Below are 16,812 nucleotides of genomic sequence, written 5' to 3'. Positions count from 1 at the left end.
ATACTTATTTCGCTGTCACAGGCTGGTGTTAGTCCCAGCGCGTTTTCGGCGAAATTTTCAGAGTTTCCGAAAATGTGGCATAACTCACCAAAGCACGTGTCTCAGTAAACTATTGTTTCCGAAGGACGAGAGCGACGGATGGGTACGAAACGGCCACCCCAAACGACCAAATGTCCGAATTGCGGTCAGCTTACGGATATAGCGTCCGGAACCTGTTCGTCTTGCGGTGCTCCGCTCAGTGCGAATTGGTCGGGGTTTCAGGGGCGCACGCTGTGGGATGTCCTAAACCTTTTGATCGTGCCTTTTGTTCTGGCGGTGGGTGGGTTCTGGCTGAACGATATTTCGGTCAAACGTCAGAACGAAATTCAGCAGCAAGAAACACTTCGGCAACGCGAAAGGGATGAAAGCCGATTGCAGACCAACGCGCTGCAGGCGTATTTCGACGCGATCGGCGAGCTTCAGTTGGAACAGTCCTTGGGAAAAGTCTGGGTCCGACCGGCGGTATTGGCGATCGCAAGAACCAAGACGCAGACCATCATGCGGGAAATCAACCGCGAACGGCAGGGTCTGGTTGTTCAGTTTCTGAAAGACGCCAACCTCATTGTTCACAGGCAGCCGGCAACAGTCGTCCCGTTCTATCAAAACAATGACTGTACGCCGCAATCGACGACGAAAGTTGATAATCGCGCGTTTCTTTCCTTGGAGGATACCAAACTGATCGGGGTGTCCCTAGCCAACGCGGATCTGCAAGCCGTCGAACTGACCGACGTGGACATGCGCGAAGCCGATCTTCGCAATGCCAACCTGTCCTCGGCCATTTTGGTCAACTCGGATCTACGGGGGGCCAACCTTAGTTCCGCGAACCTGATCGGCGCAGAAATGACAGGCGCCTATCTGGTGAATACCCAATTGCGTGGTGCAGGGCTGACCGGTGCAATCCTGAGGTGTTCCTTTCTGAGAGGGGCCAATCTGGAGGCCGCAGACTTGCGCCGCGCGAATTTCAGGGGTTCGTCCATGGAAGGCGCTAATTTCTGGGCCGCCGATATCCGAAACGCAGACTTGTCAGAAACATTTTTGCGCAAAGCAGACTTCAAGGCGGCATTTCTGGATGGCGCCGATTTCAACTGGGCTGATCTGCAAGGGGCGCTGCTGGATGACTCTTACCTGATCGGGACTTCGTTTCTGGGCACCGATCTCAGTGGCGCGAATCTGACCAATGCCAGCTTTATCGAGGAAATCCACGACCCCGAGCACGCTCAGAAAGAGGAAACCCTGAAAAAGAACTTTGAAGTCGCCCGGAAAGCGCTGCAAAACGCGATCCTGTGCGACACGATCATGCCTGACGGTTCACTTGAAAGCCGCGACTGCAATCCAGACTCAGGCTTAGAGGCGGCTGCCCCGATGACAATGCAACCCATCGAAGACGTTGAGCGGATCGTCGGCACGTATTTTGTGGAGGGGTATTTCGACGGTTATTTCGATAACGCGACAAACACCTATGTTGAAGAACAGTGCTGCTACAACGGAATCCTCTCGATTCAGGCCGAGGAAGACCTAAAGAACTATGCACGCCTACACTGGACGATTATTTCCGACGACCAAAACCAACAACGGGCGGAAGGTGTCGGCCAAGTTACTGACACCGGAGAACTGTACTTCATCTTTTCCTTGGGTGCCTTCAAGGGCGACGGCCTGACATCCGCGGTCGAGGCCGGCACGCTGTCAGCCAGGTTCCGCTTTTTGTTCAATGGCGGCTTTGGAGGCGAAACCTGGGGTCTGTTAGAAGCCCGGGAGTAGGATGTTGATTACTCAACCCTGCCCGGCGCTTCTGTAGCGCAAACCGCCCGATTGTTAGTGAGGGTTCCAGCCTGCGTAAGCGGGGCCATTTGCCGCCGATGGCGTCAGTTCAATCGCTTGGACGCTGCCAGCGCACCCGCCAGGGCATTCTCGATCTCACCGGGAAATTCGCGGCCTTTTTCATGCAAACCAGCGGCGACCCAGCCAACCGTATGACCCCTAGCGCCAATGTCGTTCGCCCGACCCAATGTCAAAGAGGTGCGTTCCGTGCGAACAAGCGCCATCGATTCCTCGATTTCGCTTTCCGTCAGCACCATGCTGACGGCGCTGTAGATATCCATAGATACCTGCAACGTCTGATGCTCCAACCGATGCACGGACTCTGAAAGCATCCGCGTGCAAAAGGCTGAAAGAAAATACCACCGGAAAATGGAGAACACGCGTTTCTGGAACTCACCCGTCAAACCCGCACCGAAAGAGGCAGCGCGAGCAATCTGCTCAAACGCTGCTTCTGCCGCCGAGGATGCCTGACAGATCTGATGTTCGCGCATTTTTGTAGGAACACCGCACGATGCTGAACTCACTGCGGCGTCTTGTGTTTCAAAATTCATTTTAGCCCTCCGGTAAAAACCCTTGATGAGGACATGGGAAACTCAAAGTTCATTCTAATGTTTTTTTCTGCCTTATTTCGCTGTAATCCCTCGATTTCTGGCAATTACAAAAATGACACAAATGGGCGTTTAACGCAAACATATCCGCTCTGAGTTTGTTTTCGCCGTGACGCGGCCCGTCCCAAGCACCGGCTGAACCGTGCAACAAAATCAGGCGTTCCCGCGCAAAATGCCCTCAAAACGGACATGATCTGGTACCAGTTATGCCTATTTCACCGCCTATACCAGTTCAATCCCGCGGATTTGTTTACCAGTAAGACTTTAACGAGGGGGTACGAGCGGGACTAAGGGGGGTGAGCGCCTGCCCAGCCCGACTCGCCCAAGGGCAGAGCAGCTCCCCCATCATAGCGACTTAATCGATCTTGCTTTTTTGCGCATGCGGGGTGACGCCGAAACTCGACCGATACACCCTTGAGAAATGGCCCGGGCTTTCGAACCCACAGGCCATCGCCACCTCGGTGACTGACGCTTCGGTTTGCAACAGCAATTTCTGCGCCCGCTCCAGACGTAACTCCATAAAATATTTCTTGGGGGACGTATTCAGGTATTTTCCAAACAGTCGCTCAAGTTGCCGGGTCGAAATGCCAAGGTCTTCGGCAATCTGAGACGGAGACATGGGGGCCTCTATGCAGTCTCGCATGATGTGGATGGCTTTCGCCAAATGCGCATTACGCATCCCGTTTCTGGATTGCAACGAAACGCGTTGTTTTGCGGTGGCATTGCGCACGGCGTTGTAAACCATCTGGTCAGCCACCGCGATGGCCAGTTCCTCGCCGTGGTCGCGCTCAATCAGGTGCAACATCAGGTCGGCTGTGGCCGTACCGCCGGACGCGGTAATGTGCTTTTCATCTGCCACAAAAACGCTACGGACAAGGTTTACTTCGGGAAAGGCCTCCATAAAGGCGTCGTGGTATTCCCAATGAATTGCCGCCTGCATTCCATCCAGAAAACCTGCCTCGGCCAGCAGCCATGCGCCCGAACATAAGGCACCGATCGCCGTTCCTCGCGCCCGTTCGCGGCGTAGGGTCGCCAGCAAAGGGCGTGTGACGTGGTTGCGCATATGGATGCCGGACAACACAAAAAGCTGGTCGGTCTTCGGCAGATCGTCCAGCCCGCCATGCACTAATGTCACCAGTTCATTGGAACAGACCGCGCGTTCACCATCCTCTGAAACCAGCGTCCAGTCATAAAGCTGTTCCTCGCTGACGAGATTTGCGATCCGCAACGGTTCGACCGCGCATGAAAAGGCAAGGTGCGAAAACTCCTCGATCAGGATGAAGGTGATGTGCCGGGTTTGGCGCATGGGGTGATCCGTCTAGTTGGGCGTGTTTCATGCTGCACGATTCTTTTCTGTATACAATTTGTATTTTTTTCGAATACAGAAGGGAAGACCCAACACGAATCGTGTTTGACTGGGGGAAACCGGATGAAAGACGACGCCAAATCTCGCAAAGCGGAGCTGACCGAACATCTGAAGGTCGGAATTCTAACCCTGCGCTTGCAACCCGGCACTGATCTGGACGAGGCGCATCTGTCCGATGCGTTCGGCCTGTCCCGCACGCCTCTGCGCGAGGTGTTCCGACAACTTGCAGGTGAAGGATATCTGGATCTGCGCACAAACCGATCTGCGCGGGTGTCCGAGATGTCATATACCACCCTGCGCGACTTCTTTCTGGCCGCACCGATGGTTTACGGGGCCATTCTGCGACTAGCGGCGCAGAACGCGACAAGGGCACAGATCGACGCGCTGAAAGATGCGCAGCAGGCGTTCAAGGCGGCCTTGCGCGCTGGGTCCGCCGAAGACCGCGCCCTGGCCAATAACCGTTTCCACGACGTGACCGGAGAGATGTCGGGCAATGTCTATCTGTTGCCCTCGTTCAACCGCCTGCTGATAGATCACGCCCGGATCGGGATGACGTTCTATCGCCCTCAAACCACCAAGATGACCGAAAACCTGTCTGAAGCCAGTCGCCAGCACGACGCCATCATCGCCGCCATCGAGGCGGGCAATGAGGCGGCGGCTGCACAGTTGGCCGAGGACCACTGGAACCTGTCACGCGATCAGATCGAACTGTTCGTGATGCCCGACGCGTTGGATGTGCCCATGGGCGCGCCCCTGTCGAAACCTGCATGAGGATGCAATGAACCCGATTTTCAAGTTTGAGGGGATCTATACCCCGGTGATCACGCCCTATCACGCCGATGGGTCCGTGAATTGGGACGCTCTGGCGCAGGTAATCGAGTACCTGATCGACCACGGTGTGCATGGGTTGATCTCGGGCGGGTCGACGGGTGAGAACTATGCCCAGACGGTCGAAGAACGGCTGGAGTTGGCGCGGTTCACGCATCAGCAGTTGAAGGGCCGTCTTCCCCTGGTGATCGGCACAGGCGCGATGCTGACGGCGGATTCGATCGCTCTGGCCTCGGGCGCGCGCGAGATCGGCGCGGATGCAATCCTGCTGGCCAGCCCGCCCTACGCGGTGCCCACCGACCGCGAGAACGCATTGAACGCGCTGGCCGTCGACAAGGCCGCTGACCTGCCCGTGATGCTGTATAACTATCCGCACCGCACCGGCACGATGATGGGAGAAGAATTCCTTGACCGGGTTGGTCGCAGCCGAAACTTCTGCGGCATCAAGGAAAGCTCGGGCGATATCAACCGGGTGCATCTGCTGGCGCGGGATTACCCGCATATCCAACTGGGCTGTGGCATGGACGATCAGGCGTTGGAGTTCTTTGCCTGGGGCGCTCCGTTCTGGGTTTGCGGTGGATCAAACTTTCTACCTGCCGAGCATGTGGCGCTGTATCAGGCTTGCGTGACCGAGGGGGATTTTGCCAAGGGCCGCCGGATCATGTCGGCGATGATGCCCCTGATGCGGGTCTTGGAGCAGGGCGGCAAATTCATCCAGACGATCAAGCACGGCGTAACCATGAACGGGATTAATGCGGGCGAGATGCGCCCCCCGCTGAAAGGGTTGAACAAGGATGACAAGCGCGCGCTGCAACAGGTGACACGCGTATTGAAGAAAACAATCGCTGACATTGTGGCTGAGAGGTAAGGCAATGGAACTGCTGACACAGGACGAATACACATCCATCGCCGCAAGGCTGGACCTGCCCACCGGGGCCTTCATTGACGGCGGCTATCGCCCCGCGATCTCGGGCCAGACGTTTGAGACGGTGAACCCTGCAACCAACGCGAAACTGACCGATATCGCTTCCTGCGGCGGCGCAGACGTAGATTTTGCCGTCGAAAAAGCGCGCGAGGCGTTTGACGATGGCCGATGGTCGCGATTGCATCCTTCGGACCGTAAGGATGTGCTGATCCGCCTGTGCAAACTGATGACGCGCAACGCCCGCGAGCTGGCGGTGATGGAGAGCATCGACAGCGGCAAGACCATCTATGACTGCGAAACCGTCGACATCCCCGAGGCGATCCATTGCCTGAAATGGCACGCCGAGGCGATCGACAAGATTTATGATCAGGTCTCACCCGCCAGCGACGATCACATCGCTATGGTGGTTCGTGAACCGATTGGCGTAGTGGGTCTAGTGCTGCCGTGGAACTTCCCTCTGCTGATGCTGGCGTGGAAGATCGGACCAGCCTTGGCGGCGGGCTGTACCGTGGTCGTGAAACCGGCGGCCGAAACCACGCTGACCGCCCTGCGTCTGGCCGAACTGGCGATGGAGGCCAGTCTGCCGCGCGGCGTGCTGAACATTGTTCCGGGTGGCGGGGCCGAGGTGGGCGAGCCCATCGGGCGACATATGGATATCGACATGGTGTCCTTCACCGGCTCAACCGTCACCGGCAAGCGGTTCCTGACCTATTCGGCGGAAAGCAACGCCAAGGAGGTAGTGCTTGAGATGGGCGGCAAGAACCCCGCCATCGTGATGGAAGATGCCGAAAATCTGGACCGCGTGGCCGCGCATATCGTCAACGGCGCGTTCTGGAATATGGGCGAGAATTGCTCGGCCTCGTCCCGGTTGATCGTGCATAAGGACGTGAAGACTGAGCTGCTGGAACGCATCGCCCATCACGCGAAACAATGGAATATCGGCGACCCTCTGAACCCCGAAACCCGCATGGGCGCGATGGTCAGCGAGGGGCATTTTACCAAGGTCTGCGGCTATCTGGAACAGGCCGATAATGTCGTGATCGGCGGCACCGCCACGGACGGATTTGTCGAGGCCACGGTGGTTGAGGTGCCCGGCAATGACGCAGTTTTGGCGCGCGAGGAAATCTTCGGCCCCGTGCTGTCGGTGATCGAAGTCTCGGGCTTTGACGAGGCCATCAAGATTGCCAATGACACTGAGTATGGCCTATGTGCTTCGATCTTCACGGCCAATGTCAAACGCGCCATTCGCGGCGCTCGGGCGATCCGGGCCGGTACGGTCACGGTGAACAGCTTTGGCGAGGGCGACATCACCACGCCCTTCGGCGGCTACAAACAGTCGGGCTTTGGCGGGCGCGACAACTCGGTTCACGCCCATGATCAATACACCCAGCTGAAAACCATCTGGATTGATCTGGCCGATGACGCGGATGAGGCGGTGGATTGAGCAGCTACACCGCCCGCACCCTGCCCCTCCACCGTGGGCCTGCGGCGTGGAGCGTTCTTTTGGGGGCGCAGCCCTCGGCCCGCGAGCTGAAGGCCGAAATCAATGCTGACTTCACGATCATAGGCGCAGGATTTGCTGGCTTGTCCGCAGCCCGGCGTCTGACGCAACTGCAGCCCAGTGCCAAGATCGTAGTGCTGGAGGCCGGGCGCGTGGCCGAAGGCGCGGCGGGGCGGAACTCAGGCTTTATGATCGACCTGCCGCATGATCTGGCGTCCGACGATTATGCGGGCGCGGGCGATGACAGGGCCATGATCGCATTGAACCGCCGCGCTATTGCGTTCGCGCGTGAAGCCGTCGAGCAATACCGGATCGACCCGAACTATTTCGATGCGGCGGGCAAAGTGAACGGCGCCGCCAGCGCAGCCGGGCACGTGCATAACAAAAGCTACGCACAGCATCTGGCCAGTCTGGGCGAGACCAGTGAAATGCTGGACCCACAGCAAATGTATGAGTTGACCGGCTCGCGCCACTATCGCTCGGGTCTTTTCACACCGGGGACGGTGATGCTGCAACCGGCGGGCTATGTGCGCGGTTTGGCGGCTGGGCTGGTCGGGGATGGGGTCGCGGTGTTCGAGAACTCAGCCGTCACTGGGTTTCAGAAACAAGGCGGCGCGTGGCAGGTACGAACGGCGCGTGGCGCGGTCAGCACGGGCGCGGTTATCCTTACCGTAAACGGTCATCTGGAAAGCTTCGGGATCGAGACCGACCGACTGATGCAACTGTTTCTCTTTGCTGCAATGACGCCCGAGCTGAACGTGGATCAAATGGCCCTTATCGGCGGTCAGCCGCGCTGGGGTGTGACCCCGTCTGACCCGATGGGCACGACCATGCGTCGGATAGATACCGGTCAGGGCGGCAATCGTATCATTACCCGGACCTGCGCAGCGCTGCGTCCCGGAATGGCCGCCACGCCGCGCGATCTTGAACGCGCCTCGCGGGTCATGCAGCGCAAGTTTGATCAGCGTTTTCCACAGTTGGCAGGCCTGCCAATGCAGTACCAATGGGCGGGCCATCTGTGCCTGAGCCTTAACGGAGTGTCCGTCGCGCGGCAGATCGAACCGGGTGTCTTTTCCGGCTGCGTCCAGAACGGGCTGGGCACCGCACGCGGAACGCTGACAGGCATCGCAGCGTCCGAGCGCGCCTGCGGGTACAACTCGGACATCACCCGGCACTTCGAAACAGAACACCCCCCCAAACTCTTGCCCCCGCAGCCCTTTCGCGAGCTTGGTGCGAATGCAGTATTACGATGGAAGGAATGGCGGGCCCGCGACGAATGAACGGACCCACCGCTTTTCAATAGCTTTGGTTCAACTCATCCGCCGCCGGGATTTCCCGTTCCCGTCGGGCGATATAATCCAGCAGCGCTTCGTTCTTGGCCTCGTCCAGCTTTGGTTCCTGGTATTCGGCCAGCAGGGTTTTGGCCCGGGTCAGGGCGCGTTCTGTGATCTCGATGCTGCCTTCGGCCTGCCATTGCTCGATCGAGTTGTTGTCGAACATCTCAGGCATGAAAAAGGCGCTTTGGAAATTGTCCTGCGTATGCGGATGGCCCAGGTAGTGTCCGCCGGGACCGACATCGGGAACAGCGGCCAAGGCTTGATCGAAATCATCCCATTTCGGCCCTTCGGCCATGCGATAGGCCATGGCGCATTGTTCCGCATCGACGATGAACTTGGCGACGGAACAGTGCATCCCGGCCTCATTCCAGCCCGCGCTGTGCCATATATAGTTGGCACCTGCATGGACCACCGCCTGCAACGTGGTGGCGGATTCATATCCGGCCTGCGCGTCAAAGGTCTTGGCACCGCCCAAAGTGTTCGAGGTACGCCACGGCACGCCGTAGTACCGCGCCATTTGGCCGATCATGAAGTTCATCAGGCTGATCTCGGGCGTGCCTGCCATCGGCGCACCGGACTTCATCGAGACGGTCGACAAGTAATGCCCGTAGATCGCGGGCGCACCCTTGCGGATGATCTGCGTATAGGCCAGCGCGCTTAGCGCTTCGGCGTTCAACTGCGCCACGGTGGCTGGAACGGATGCCGGTGTATTCGCCCCACCTAGTACGAAGGGCGAACACAGCACCGGTTGCTTGCGGCGGCAAAAAGCGCGCAAGGCCCCCAGCATGGTTTCGTCCCATACCAAGGGCGAGTTGCCGTTACAATTGCCGGTGGTGACCGGGTGATCCTCTAGGTAATCCTCGCCGAACAGGATGGCGCACATCTCCATCACGTCCTCGGCGTTTTTGGGGCTGGTGGTCATGCCCATGAAGGTCTTGTCCGAATGCTTCATCGACGAATAGGTGATCCGCAGATGGCGCTGGCTGATCGGGTGATCATAGGGTTCGACGATGTGATGGGCGCTGGAATGCAGCGCGGGCAGCATGTGCGACAGCTTGTGGAACATCGCCAGATCGTCCAGCGTCGGGTTGCGGCGCACATCGTCCAGGTCGCGCAGGAAGGGCGCGCCGGTCATCGGCACAAAGATCGAATGCGGCCCGCCCAGCCGCACATTCTTTTTCGGATCGCGCGCGTAATAGGTGAAATCGTTGGGGATGGTGGCGATCAGATCGCGCACCAGGCCCCGATCCAGATAGACCATCTCATCTTCGACCTTGGCGCCAACCCTCTTCCAATCCTCCAACGCGATGGGATCGCGGAACTGGACACCCACATTCTCGAGAATATCCATCGAGGCGTTATCGAGGCGTTCAACCTGCGCGCCGTCCATCACCTCACACAAGGGGATGCGACGGGTCAGGCCGGGCAGCATGTCGAAATTGGGCGCGGTGCGCAGGGCGCGGCGGGCGGAACGGCCTCCTGCGCGGTTGGCGGTGCGAATGTTCATGGGGCAATCCTCCGATCTTGACCCCAGACTGGAGGATTCGCAGGCCACGTACGTCACTGATTGCGATATCTGTTTGCAAGAAGCGACATTGACAAGAAAGCGATCCGCTAAACTCTTAAATGCTGACTGGCTTTCACCCGTCGAATTGCCAATACTGAGGTGAATGAAAGTAATCCAAAACCCGCCGATGATTGCCGCCCATCATGTCCAGACGCCACTATAACCTCCCGCCGTTAACCACCTTATCCGCGTTCGAGGCCGCAGCGCGGCACCTGAGCTTTAAGAACGCGGCCGAGGAACTTTCGGTCACCCCCGGCGCGGTCAGCCACCAGATCAAGGCGCTTGAGGGCGATCTGGGCACAGCCCTTTTCCAACGAAAACACCGGGGCGTTGATCTGACCGAAGATGGGAAAGCCTTGTACGAGGCACTGTCGTCCTCTTTCACTCGTATCTCGAAAACTCTGGGCGCAATCCGGAATCGCGCTTCGGTCGAAAAGGTCACGGTGGGATCGACCACGGCCGTTGCCGCCCTGTGGCTGTCCCCGGCTGTCATCCGGTTCTGGCGCGACATGCCCGAGGTCAACGTTGATCAATTGTCTCAAGACCGCGCCTTTCGCGACAGGCCGGATGTTGACTTCTTTATCCGCTATGGCCGTGACAGTGATCCCAGCCTTACAAATACGCCTTTGTTTCGCGATCATTTGGTGCCGGTCGCCAACCCCGAGGTCGCCGACAGACTGATCGGCGCTAGTTTGGATCAACTTGCAGCCGAGCGGTTGATTCACCTTGAGTCCGAAGACCGTAGCTGGACAACCTGGCCCGAATGGTTTCAGCAATTGGGGTTTAACGGCACAATTCCAATTGAATCCCGCGTAAACAGCTATTCGGTTGCCTTGCAGCTTGCCCGCAAGGGGGCTGGGTTGGCGCTGGGGTGGCAGCGGCTTATCCAGCCGATGCTGCAATCCGGCAAATTGGTCACCATCGGCCCGCATCAACTGACCGCGCCAAACCAGTTCTACCTTGTCGGTCGCCCCGATGAAGACCTGTCCGACAGCGCGCGCGCGCTGAAGAACTGGATCATTCAAGAGGTGCAGAACGGTTCGGTTTAGGTGAAATCACTCTTTGATGAGGTTTTCTGATGTTGTGTGGTGCCCTTCCCTTCCGCCAATACAGATAAAGCGCATCCAGCACACCTTCAGGAGAGCCCGATGAACAAGCATAGCCCGCTATCCTCCGTTCTGGCCGATGTAAATGTCGCCAACGGCCTGCCTAACGAACATTATGTCGACCCGACCGTTTTCGCCGAAGAACGGAAATCGGTCTTGTACGCGAACTGGTCCGGCATCGGGTTCGGCAAGGATGTGCCCGAAGAAGGCGACGCCAAGCCGGTCGACTTTCTGGGAATGCCCCTGCTGATCGTGCGCGACCGCGACGGAGAGGTTGGCGTTTTCCAGAACACCTGCCGCCACCGTGGCATGATTCTGGTCGATACCCCCCGCAAAATCGGCGGCGCGATCCGCTGCCCCTACCATAGCTGGTGTTACAGCCTGAAAGGGGAATTGCGCGCGACCCCACATGTGGGCGGCCCCGGCCACAACACCCACGAAGATGTTGACCGCAAGAACCTGGGGCTGGTCCGCGTGCGATCTTATGTCTGGCGCGATGTGATCTTTGTGAACGTGGACGGCAATGCCCCTGCCTTCGAGGACGCCCATGCCGCTCTGCTGGAGCGTTGGAGGGAATTTGACCAGCCCGTGTATCACGGCGGCGAGACATCCTCGTTCAAGCTGGAGGTCAAGACCAACTGGAAACTGGCGGTCGAGAACTATTGCGAAAGCTATCACCTGCCGTGGGTCCACCCCGGCCTGAACAGCTATTCCCGGCTTGAGGATCACTACAATATCGAAGAACGCGGGCACTATTCCGGTCAGGGCACGCTGGTCTATCGGCAACTGACCGATCAGGACGGCGCAACCTTCGAGGACTTTGAAGGCCTCAGCGACCAATGGGATGAGGGCGCGGAGTATGTGGCGCTCTATCCGAATGTCCTGCTGGGCGTGCAGCGCGACCATGCCTTTGCAATCGTGCTGGAACCCGTCGATCAGGAAAACACGGTCGAGCATATCGAACTGTACTATGCCAAAAGCATAGAAGACACACCCCAGCATGACGGCCTGCGCGCCTCAAACGCGCAACTCTGGAAGACCGTATTCGAAGAAGACGTCTTTGTTGTCGAAGGCATGCAGAAAGGCCGCCACGGTGTTCTGTTCGACGGCGGCCGCTTCTCGCCCGCGATGGACGGGCCGACGCATAACTTCCATCACTGGGTCGCAACACAGATCGAAAACGGTCGCGCGGAGTAGAGCCACGAACCGGTTGGCCTGCGCCGACCGATCCCGACGGAGACCGAATGGACAAGACCGATCTAGACCGTCTGTTACTTGAGGCGCATAATCGCAATGATCTTGACGCCTTGATCCGCTATTTCACCATGTCCGCTGACGAGTGTGAGACCGAGCAGGACATCGACGCGGCCTGTTTCTATTTGACCCACGCCTTTGTCTTTGCACTGGAATCCGGCGCAGCCGAGGCAGACGCCTTGAACGCGCGACTGGCTGCTTATGGGCGTGTGCATCGGTTGGACTTTCTGGATTAGCGTGGCACTAAGCCTGCTCGACCCGAAATAAGAACTGCGTCAGTTGCCCTTCCTGCACCGATGGTGAAAGAAAGCACGTGGATTAGCACCTGACCCTACGGGACCCTATCCACGAGCCTGCGCAGTTTATATCCTGATCGCACCACCACGGTCGCTTTGGGAGGGGCGGACGCATGGAACATGAAACGGATATGCTGATCGTTGGCGCGGGGTTCTCGGGTCTGATCATGGCGATCGAGGCGCGAAAGCGAGGGATCACCAAAATCGCAATCCTTGAAAAGGCAGACGATATCGGCGGGACCTGGCGCGAGAACACCTATCCCGGCGTGGCCTGCGATGTGCCTTCGCACCTGTATTCCATGGCCACGCATCTGAACCCTGACTGGAGCCGCGCCTATGCGGGCGGGGCCGAGATACAGGCGTATCTACAAAAAGTCGCACAGGACGAAGGGCTGTACGACCTGTGCCATTTTCACCATCGCCTGAAGGCGGCGCGGTGGGACGGAGCGCGCTGGCAGGTCGAAACCCACGAGGGTCAGCTCTGGTCGGCCCGGTTTCTTGTTTCCGCCATAGGCGCCCTGCATATTCCCAGTATTCCAAACATTCCCGGCGCAGACAGCTTTCCCGGCCCCAGCTTTCATTCGGCCCAGTGGAACCACAATGTTTCCCTTACAGGCAAACGTATCGCGGTCGTAGGAACAGGCGCTTCGGCTGTCCAGTTCGTCCCTGAGATCGCGAAGATGGCAGCCCAAGTCACGATCTTTCAACGCACCGCGCCTTATGTACTGCCCCGCCCCGATGGACCGATCGCGCCGTGGGTGCGCCGCCTGTATCAACGCCTGCCCATACTGCCTTGGCTTCGCCGCAAACTGATCTATCTGGTTTTCGAATACCGCCACCGAGTCTTTCGCGGCGAAAAGGGGGCCGTCAACTTTGCTATGAAGATGTGGCGCAATTCGCTGGAAAAAGCGATCTCGGACCCAGCCCAGCGCGACATGCTGACGCCCGACTATCAGATCGGCTGTAAACGTATCCTCAGTTCTAACGACTGGTACTCTGCCCTTGCACGCGACAACGTAACGGTCGTACCGCAGGGTGTGGCCGCAATCGAAGGCGATCAGATCATCGCCTCTGACGGCACGCGTACCAAGGCCGATATCCTGATCTGGGGCACCGGGTTCAATGTCACGGAAACGGTCGAATTTCTGAATATCAATGGAACAAATGGCCTGAGCTTGCGGGACGCGTGGTCTGACGGGATGAAAGCCAATCTGGGCACAGCTATCGCCGGATTTCCGAATTTCTTTATCCTGCTGGGGCCCCATACCGGGCTGGGTCATAACTCGGTCGTTCTGATGATCGAGGCGCAAGTGCGCCATATCGGGCGTGTCTTGGACAAAATGAATAGCAATGGCACCCAGACCATCACGCCGGATGCTGAAAAGCAGGCTTCTTTCCTGCAGGAAATGCAGGACCGGCACGTAGACAGTGTCTGGCAAGCCGGAGGGTGCACATCCTGGTATCAGGATGCCAAGGGCCGCAACACAACCCTCTGGCCCGGCACCGTATCAGAATATGAAAAGCGCATGGCGCGGTCCGGGATCGAGCAATACTCGGTCGTCCCGACCCAAAGTGGAGAGCATTGAGATGACCACCCTATTCATTATCGTTCTTTTGATCGCGGCATTTTTCGGAGCCATGAATCTCTGGACCCGAAAGCTGACACAGGATGGCTTGAAGCGAGTTCCGCAACTGGGTCAGATCGCACCGGTGCAAGGCGGCAGTATTCACTATGTCGAGGCGGGCGATCCTGCAAAACAGACCATCGTGATGATCCATGGTCTTGCCGGGCAGTTGCAGCATTTCACCTATGCGATGGTCGACATGATGGCCGATGATTACCATGTCATTGCGGTCGACCGCCCCGGCTGCGGATATTCGACACGCGACACGGGCGATCTTGGTCAACTGCACCAACAGGGCCGGATGATACAAGAGTTGCTGGATGCCAAGGGCGTGGAAAATGCCGTCTTGGTCGGACATTCACTGGGCGGGGCGGTTTCACTGGCCATGGCACTAGACAATCCTGGCAAGACAAAGGCGCTGGCACTGCTGGCTCCGTTGACGCAAGTCATGCCGGGGCCGCCTGACGTTTTCAAACCGTTGGCGATCCGAACGGATTGGCTGCGCAGCTTCATCGGTAATACGATCGCGGTGCCAATGGCCGCAAAAACCGCCCCTCATACTCTGGGCATCGTGTTCGGCCCCGAGCCAGCGCCCGAAGATTTTCTGGATCGCGCGGGTGGTGCCTTGGGTCTGCGCCCGACGGCTTTCGTTACCGCGTCACAGGATGTTGCGGGCATTGACGACAGCATGGACACGCAGGTCGCGCGCTACCCGGATCTGAAAGTCCCCGGCGGCATCCTGTACGGCCAAGAAGACGCCATCCTGTCGCCCGAGGCGCATGCCGCCCCCATGACGCAGTTTGGTCTGACAGACGAACGACTTGAGGGGCTGGGTCACATGATACCAATTACGGCCCCAGAAACCTGCGTTGCTTTTATCCGCCGCATTGCGATGGCCGCAAACGCCGAAGGCGAGGCCGCCGACAAGACAGGTTGAAGCACCGTCAAAAAGAATCCCGGTTTGGGGGTCATTTCCCTCTTGACCCCCTCGGGCCCCTCCCTTAAATCGCCTTTCACTCGTGGCGGAGTAGCTCAGTTGGTTAGAGCAGCGGAATCATAATCCGCGTGTCGGGGGTTCAAGTCCCTCCTCCGCTACCATTATCCCCCTCATTTTCCGTTTGGTACGTGAACTTCCCGCCGTTGGTTTTGCGTGGAATGTGCACTGGGTGACAATCCGGATAACAGCAGATGAAAATTCACCTACGAAAGGTGTTGGGATTCGCTGCACGGGCGTTGCATGAGTTGAAACTGCGCCGCACATCGCATCCTTGGTTGGGCTGTTCAGACCTCGCCGCCATCATCGTGATCCAAGGGCGCATAGCTTCCATCCTTGCGATGCACTTCCCGTCCACTTAGCGGCGGATTGAAAACGCAGACTAGCCGCAGGTCCGTGTCTGTCGCACGCACCACATGCCGGTCGTGTTGGTCCAGCGCATACAGGGTGAATGGCTCAAGGGTGTGCCATGTGTCATCGTCAAACGCCCTGATCTGCCCTTTACCTTCGATACAATAGCACGCCTCGAAATGATGTTTATATTCAAGTTCAAGCGCAGCACCCTTTTTGATGATCGTGTCCGTCAGCGAAAACCCTAATCCGTCAGAGGCAAGCAGCAACCTTCGGCTGCTCCACCCCGGACCAGAGACGTCCCGATCTGTCTCAAGGATATCTGCAAGTGCTGTAACAATCATCTTTCTCCGCCTTTTTGCTATCGCACCGCCCGGTTCATTCCACCGTCGGACAGTACACTCTGGCCATTGATATACCGCGCGGCGTCGCTGGCAAGAAACACGCAGGCCTGCCCGATTTCCTCAAAGGTAGCGGGCCGTTGGGCGGGGATTTCCCGACGGGCCCGATCGGACAGGTTCACATTCTCGCAGAATCCGGGCAGCAGGTTGTTCATGCGAATGTTGTGCCGGGCGTAACGATCACCATACAGCTTCGAGAAACTGTGCAAGGCACCGCGCAGCATGCTCATGGGGTAAGGCGCACGCGGCTCTACAGCGTTCATGGATGAGATATTGACGAATGCACCGCCGCCCTGCTCGATCAATATGGGCGTGAGGATGCGGGCAATTTTGACAACGTTCAGCACGTACATGTCCAAACTTTCGTGCCAAAGCGCGTCGCTGAGCTCCAGCAGCGGCCCGTCAAAATCCGGATCGAATCCGACGGTTTTGATGGCTTCGGGCACCGTCCCACCGTGGCCCATATTACTGACGATCGCGTCAATCCGCCCGTACTTGCTTATGGTGTCGTCGATCATTGCTTGCAGATCATCAACATCCAGCACGGACCCCCTGCGTCCAATACCGCCAAGTTCCTCTGCCAGTTCAACCGAACGGTTAGATGGGGACATCAGCGAGACCTTGTAGCCGGCTTTCGCCATTTCAATGGCGCATCCCCGGCCGATACCTTGTCCGGTTCCCGTCATCAGGGCGACCTTAAGTTCGGGCATGATCTTTCCTTTCTTCAGGCAGACTACTTATGAGATTTACTCAATCGAAATCAGCCTAATTGCTGGAAAGGAAACAGTACTATCGA

At 58.0% G+C, this 16,812-nt stretch carries 15 protein-coding genes and 1 tRNA gene; 11 read left to right on the top strand and 5 right to left on the bottom strand.

Going from position 1 to position 16,812, the window contains the following annotated elements:
- Positions 1–138: 138 nt before the first annotated feature.
- Positions 139–1,797, top strand: a complete 1,659-nt coding sequence (locus GOX73_RS10025; protein WP_171134877.1) for a pentapeptide repeat-containing protein — start codon at positions 139–141, stop codon at positions 1,795–1,797.
- 104 nt (positions 1,798–1,901) lie between these two features.
- On the opposite strand, the gene GOX73_RS10020 is transcribed toward GOX73_RS10025, so the two are convergent.
- Together GOX73_RS10020 and GOX73_RS10015 are read right to left on the bottom strand one after the other, a co-directional pair.
- Positions 1,902–2,408 (bottom strand): hypothetical protein, encoded by a 507-nt coding sequence (locus GOX73_RS10020; RefSeq protein ID WP_171126205.1) that lies wholly within the window; start codon positions 2,406–2,408, stop codon positions 1,902–1,904.
- 412 nt (positions 2,409–2,820) lie between these two features.
- Positions 2,821–3,771, bottom strand: coding sequence for a GlxA family transcriptional regulator (locus tag GOX73_RS10015; RefSeq protein ID WP_171123622.1), 951 nt, complete (start codon positions 3,769–3,771; stop codon positions 2,821–2,823).
- A 123-nt stretch (positions 3,772–3,894) separates the two neighbouring features.
- On the opposite strand from GOX73_RS10015, the gene GOX73_RS10010 reads away from it, so the two are divergent.
- Genes GOX73_RS10010 through GOX73_RS09995 form a run of 4 tightly spaced genes read left to right on the top strand, consistent with a single transcriptional unit; the run spans position 3,895 to position 8,365 of the window.
- The gene (locus tag GOX73_RS10010; RefSeq protein ID WP_171126206.1) at positions 3,895–4,602 is read left to right on the top strand and encodes a GntR family transcriptional regulator; all 708 of its coding nucleotides are present in this window, start codon (positions 3,895–3,897) and stop codon (positions 4,600–4,602) included.
- Between the two features lie 7 nt (positions 4,603–4,609).
- Entirely contained in the window at positions 4,610–5,527 is a 918-nt protein-coding gene (locus GOX73_RS10005; RefSeq protein WP_171126207.1) for a dihydrodipicolinate synthase family protein, read from the top strand.
- Positions 5,528–5,531: 4 nt separating this feature from the next.
- Positions 5,532–7,028, top strand: coding sequence for an aldehyde dehydrogenase (locus GOX73_RS10000; RefSeq protein WP_171126208.1), 1,497 nt, complete (start codon positions 5,532–5,534; stop codon positions 7,026–7,028).
- The gene (locus GOX73_RS09995; protein WP_171126209.1) at positions 7,025–8,365 is read left to right on the top strand and encodes an FAD-binding oxidoreductase; all 1,341 of its coding nucleotides are present in this window, start codon (positions 7,025–7,027) and stop codon (positions 8,363–8,365) included. Before GOX73_RS10000 ends, GOX73_RS09995 begins: the two co-directional genes overlap by 4 nt.
- Before the next feature lie 16 nt (positions 8,366–8,381).
- Here GOX73_RS09995 and GOX73_RS09990 read toward each other — a convergent pair whose 3' ends face one another.
- Positions 8,382–9,929 (bottom strand): trimethylamine methyltransferase family protein, encoded by a 1,548-nt coding sequence (locus GOX73_RS09990; protein ID WP_171126210.1) that lies wholly within the window; start codon positions 9,927–9,929, stop codon positions 8,382–8,384.
- Between the two features lie 203 nt (positions 9,930–10,132).
- Between GOX73_RS09990 and GOX73_RS09985 the strand changes: the two genes are divergently transcribed.
- The 6 genes from GOX73_RS09985 to GOX73_RS09960 all read left to right on the top strand — a co-directional run bounded on the left by GOX73_RS09985 (position 10,133) and on the right by GOX73_RS09960 (position 15,368).
- Positions 10,133–11,038 carry a LysR substrate-binding domain-containing protein gene (locus tag GOX73_RS09985; RefSeq protein ID WP_171126211.1) on the top strand — a complete coding sequence of 302 codons (906 nt, stop codon included), beginning with the start codon at positions 10,133–10,135 and terminating at the stop codon, positions 11,036–11,038.
- Between the two features lie 99 nt (positions 11,039–11,137).
- The gene (locus GOX73_RS09980; RefSeq protein ID WP_171126212.1) at positions 11,138–12,292 is read left to right on the top strand and encodes an aromatic ring-hydroxylating dioxygenase subunit alpha; all 1,155 of its coding nucleotides are present in this window, start codon (positions 11,138–11,140) and stop codon (positions 12,290–12,292) included.
- A 47-nt stretch (positions 12,293–12,339) separates the two neighbouring features.
- Positions 12,340–12,585 carry a hypothetical protein gene (locus GOX73_RS09975; RefSeq protein WP_171126213.1) on the top strand — a complete coding sequence of 82 codons (246 nt, stop codon included), beginning with the start codon at positions 12,340–12,342 and terminating at the stop codon, positions 12,583–12,585.
- A 173-nt stretch (positions 12,586–12,758) separates the two neighbouring features.
- Positions 12,759–14,231 (top strand): NAD(P)/FAD-dependent oxidoreductase, encoded by a 1,473-nt coding sequence (locus GOX73_RS09970; RefSeq protein WP_171126214.1) that lies wholly within the window; start codon positions 12,759–12,761, stop codon positions 14,229–14,231.
- A gap of 1 nt (position 14,232) precedes the next feature.
- Complete coding sequence (locus GOX73_RS09965; protein WP_171126215.1) at positions 14,233–15,207, top strand: alpha/beta fold hydrolase; 975 nt, start codon at positions 14,233–14,235, stop codon at positions 15,205–15,207.
- Positions 15,208–15,291: 84 nt separating this feature from the next.
- Positions 15,292–15,368, top strand: a tRNA-Met gene (locus GOX73_RS09960).
- 183 nt (positions 15,369–15,551) lie between these two features.
- Here the strand turns inward: GOX73_RS09960 and GOX73_RS09955 are convergent.
- Positions 15,552–15,959 carry an ectoine synthase gene (locus GOX73_RS09955; RefSeq protein WP_171126216.1) on the bottom strand — a complete coding sequence of 136 codons (408 nt, stop codon included), beginning with the start codon at positions 15,957–15,959 and terminating at the stop codon, positions 15,552–15,554.
- A 17-nt stretch (positions 15,960–15,976) separates the two neighbouring features.
- Positions 15,977–16,726, bottom strand: coding sequence for an SDR family oxidoreductase (locus GOX73_RS09950; RefSeq protein ID WP_171126217.1), 750 nt, complete (start codon positions 16,724–16,726; stop codon positions 15,977–15,979).
- Positions 16,727–16,812 lie beyond the last annotated feature (86 nt).

This window comes from Ruegeria sp. HKCCD7221, from assembly GCF_013031225.1.
Classification (GTDB): Bacteria; Pseudomonadota; Alphaproteobacteria; order Rhodobacterales; family Rhodobacteraceae; genus Ruegeria.
This window is presented reverse-complemented; position numbering and strand designations above follow the sequence as displayed.

Coding starts and splice junctions, on each gene's coding strand:
- GOX73_RS09955 (WP_171126216.1), bottom strand. CDS start 15,959: ATGATTGTTACAGCACTTGCAGATATCCTTGAGACAGATCGGGACGTC.
- GOX73_RS09990 (WP_171126210.1), bottom strand. CDS start 9,929: ATGAACATTCGCACCGCCAACCGCGCAGGAGGCCGTTCCGCCCGCCGC.
- GOX73_RS09980 (WP_171126212.1), top strand. CDS start 11,138: ATGAACAAGCATAGCCCGCTATCCTCCGTTCTGGCCGATGTAAATGTC.
- GOX73_RS09985 (WP_171126211.1), top strand. CDS start 10,133: ATGTCCAGACGCCACTATAACCTCCCGCCGTTAACCACCTTATCCGCG.
- GOX73_RS10010 (WP_171126206.1), top strand. CDS start 3,895: ATGAAAGACGACGCCAAATCTCGCAAAGCGGAGCTGACCGAACATCTG.
- GOX73_RS10025 (WP_171134877.1), top strand. CDS start 139: ATGGGTACGAAACGGCCACCCCAAACGACCAAATGTCCGAATTGCGGT.
- GOX73_RS09975 (WP_171126213.1), top strand. CDS start 12,340: ATGGACAAGACCGATCTAGACCGTCTGTTACTTGAGGCGCATAATCGC.
- GOX73_RS09965 (WP_171126215.1), top strand. CDS start 14,233: ATGACCACCCTATTCATTATCGTTCTTTTGATCGCGGCATTTTTCGGA.
- GOX73_RS10000 (WP_171126208.1), top strand. CDS start 5,532: ATGGAACTGCTGACACAGGACGAATACACATCCATCGCCGCAAGGCTG.
- GOX73_RS10020 (WP_171126205.1), bottom strand. CDS start 2,408: ATGAATTTTGAAACACAAGACGCCGCAGTGAGTTCAGCATCGTGCGGT.
- GOX73_RS09970 (WP_171126214.1), top strand. CDS start 12,759: ATGGAACATGAAACGGATATGCTGATCGTTGGCGCGGGGTTCTCGGGT.
- GOX73_RS10005 (WP_171126207.1), top strand. CDS start 4,610: ATGAACCCGATTTTCAAGTTTGAGGGGATCTATACCCCGGTGATCACG.
- GOX73_RS10015 (WP_171123622.1), bottom strand. CDS start 3,771: ATGCGCCAAACCCGGCACATCACCTTCATCCTGATCGAGGAGTTTTCG.
- GOX73_RS09950 (WP_171126217.1), bottom strand. CDS start 16,726: ATGCCCGAACTTAAGGTCGCCCTGATGACGGGAACCGGACAAGGTATC.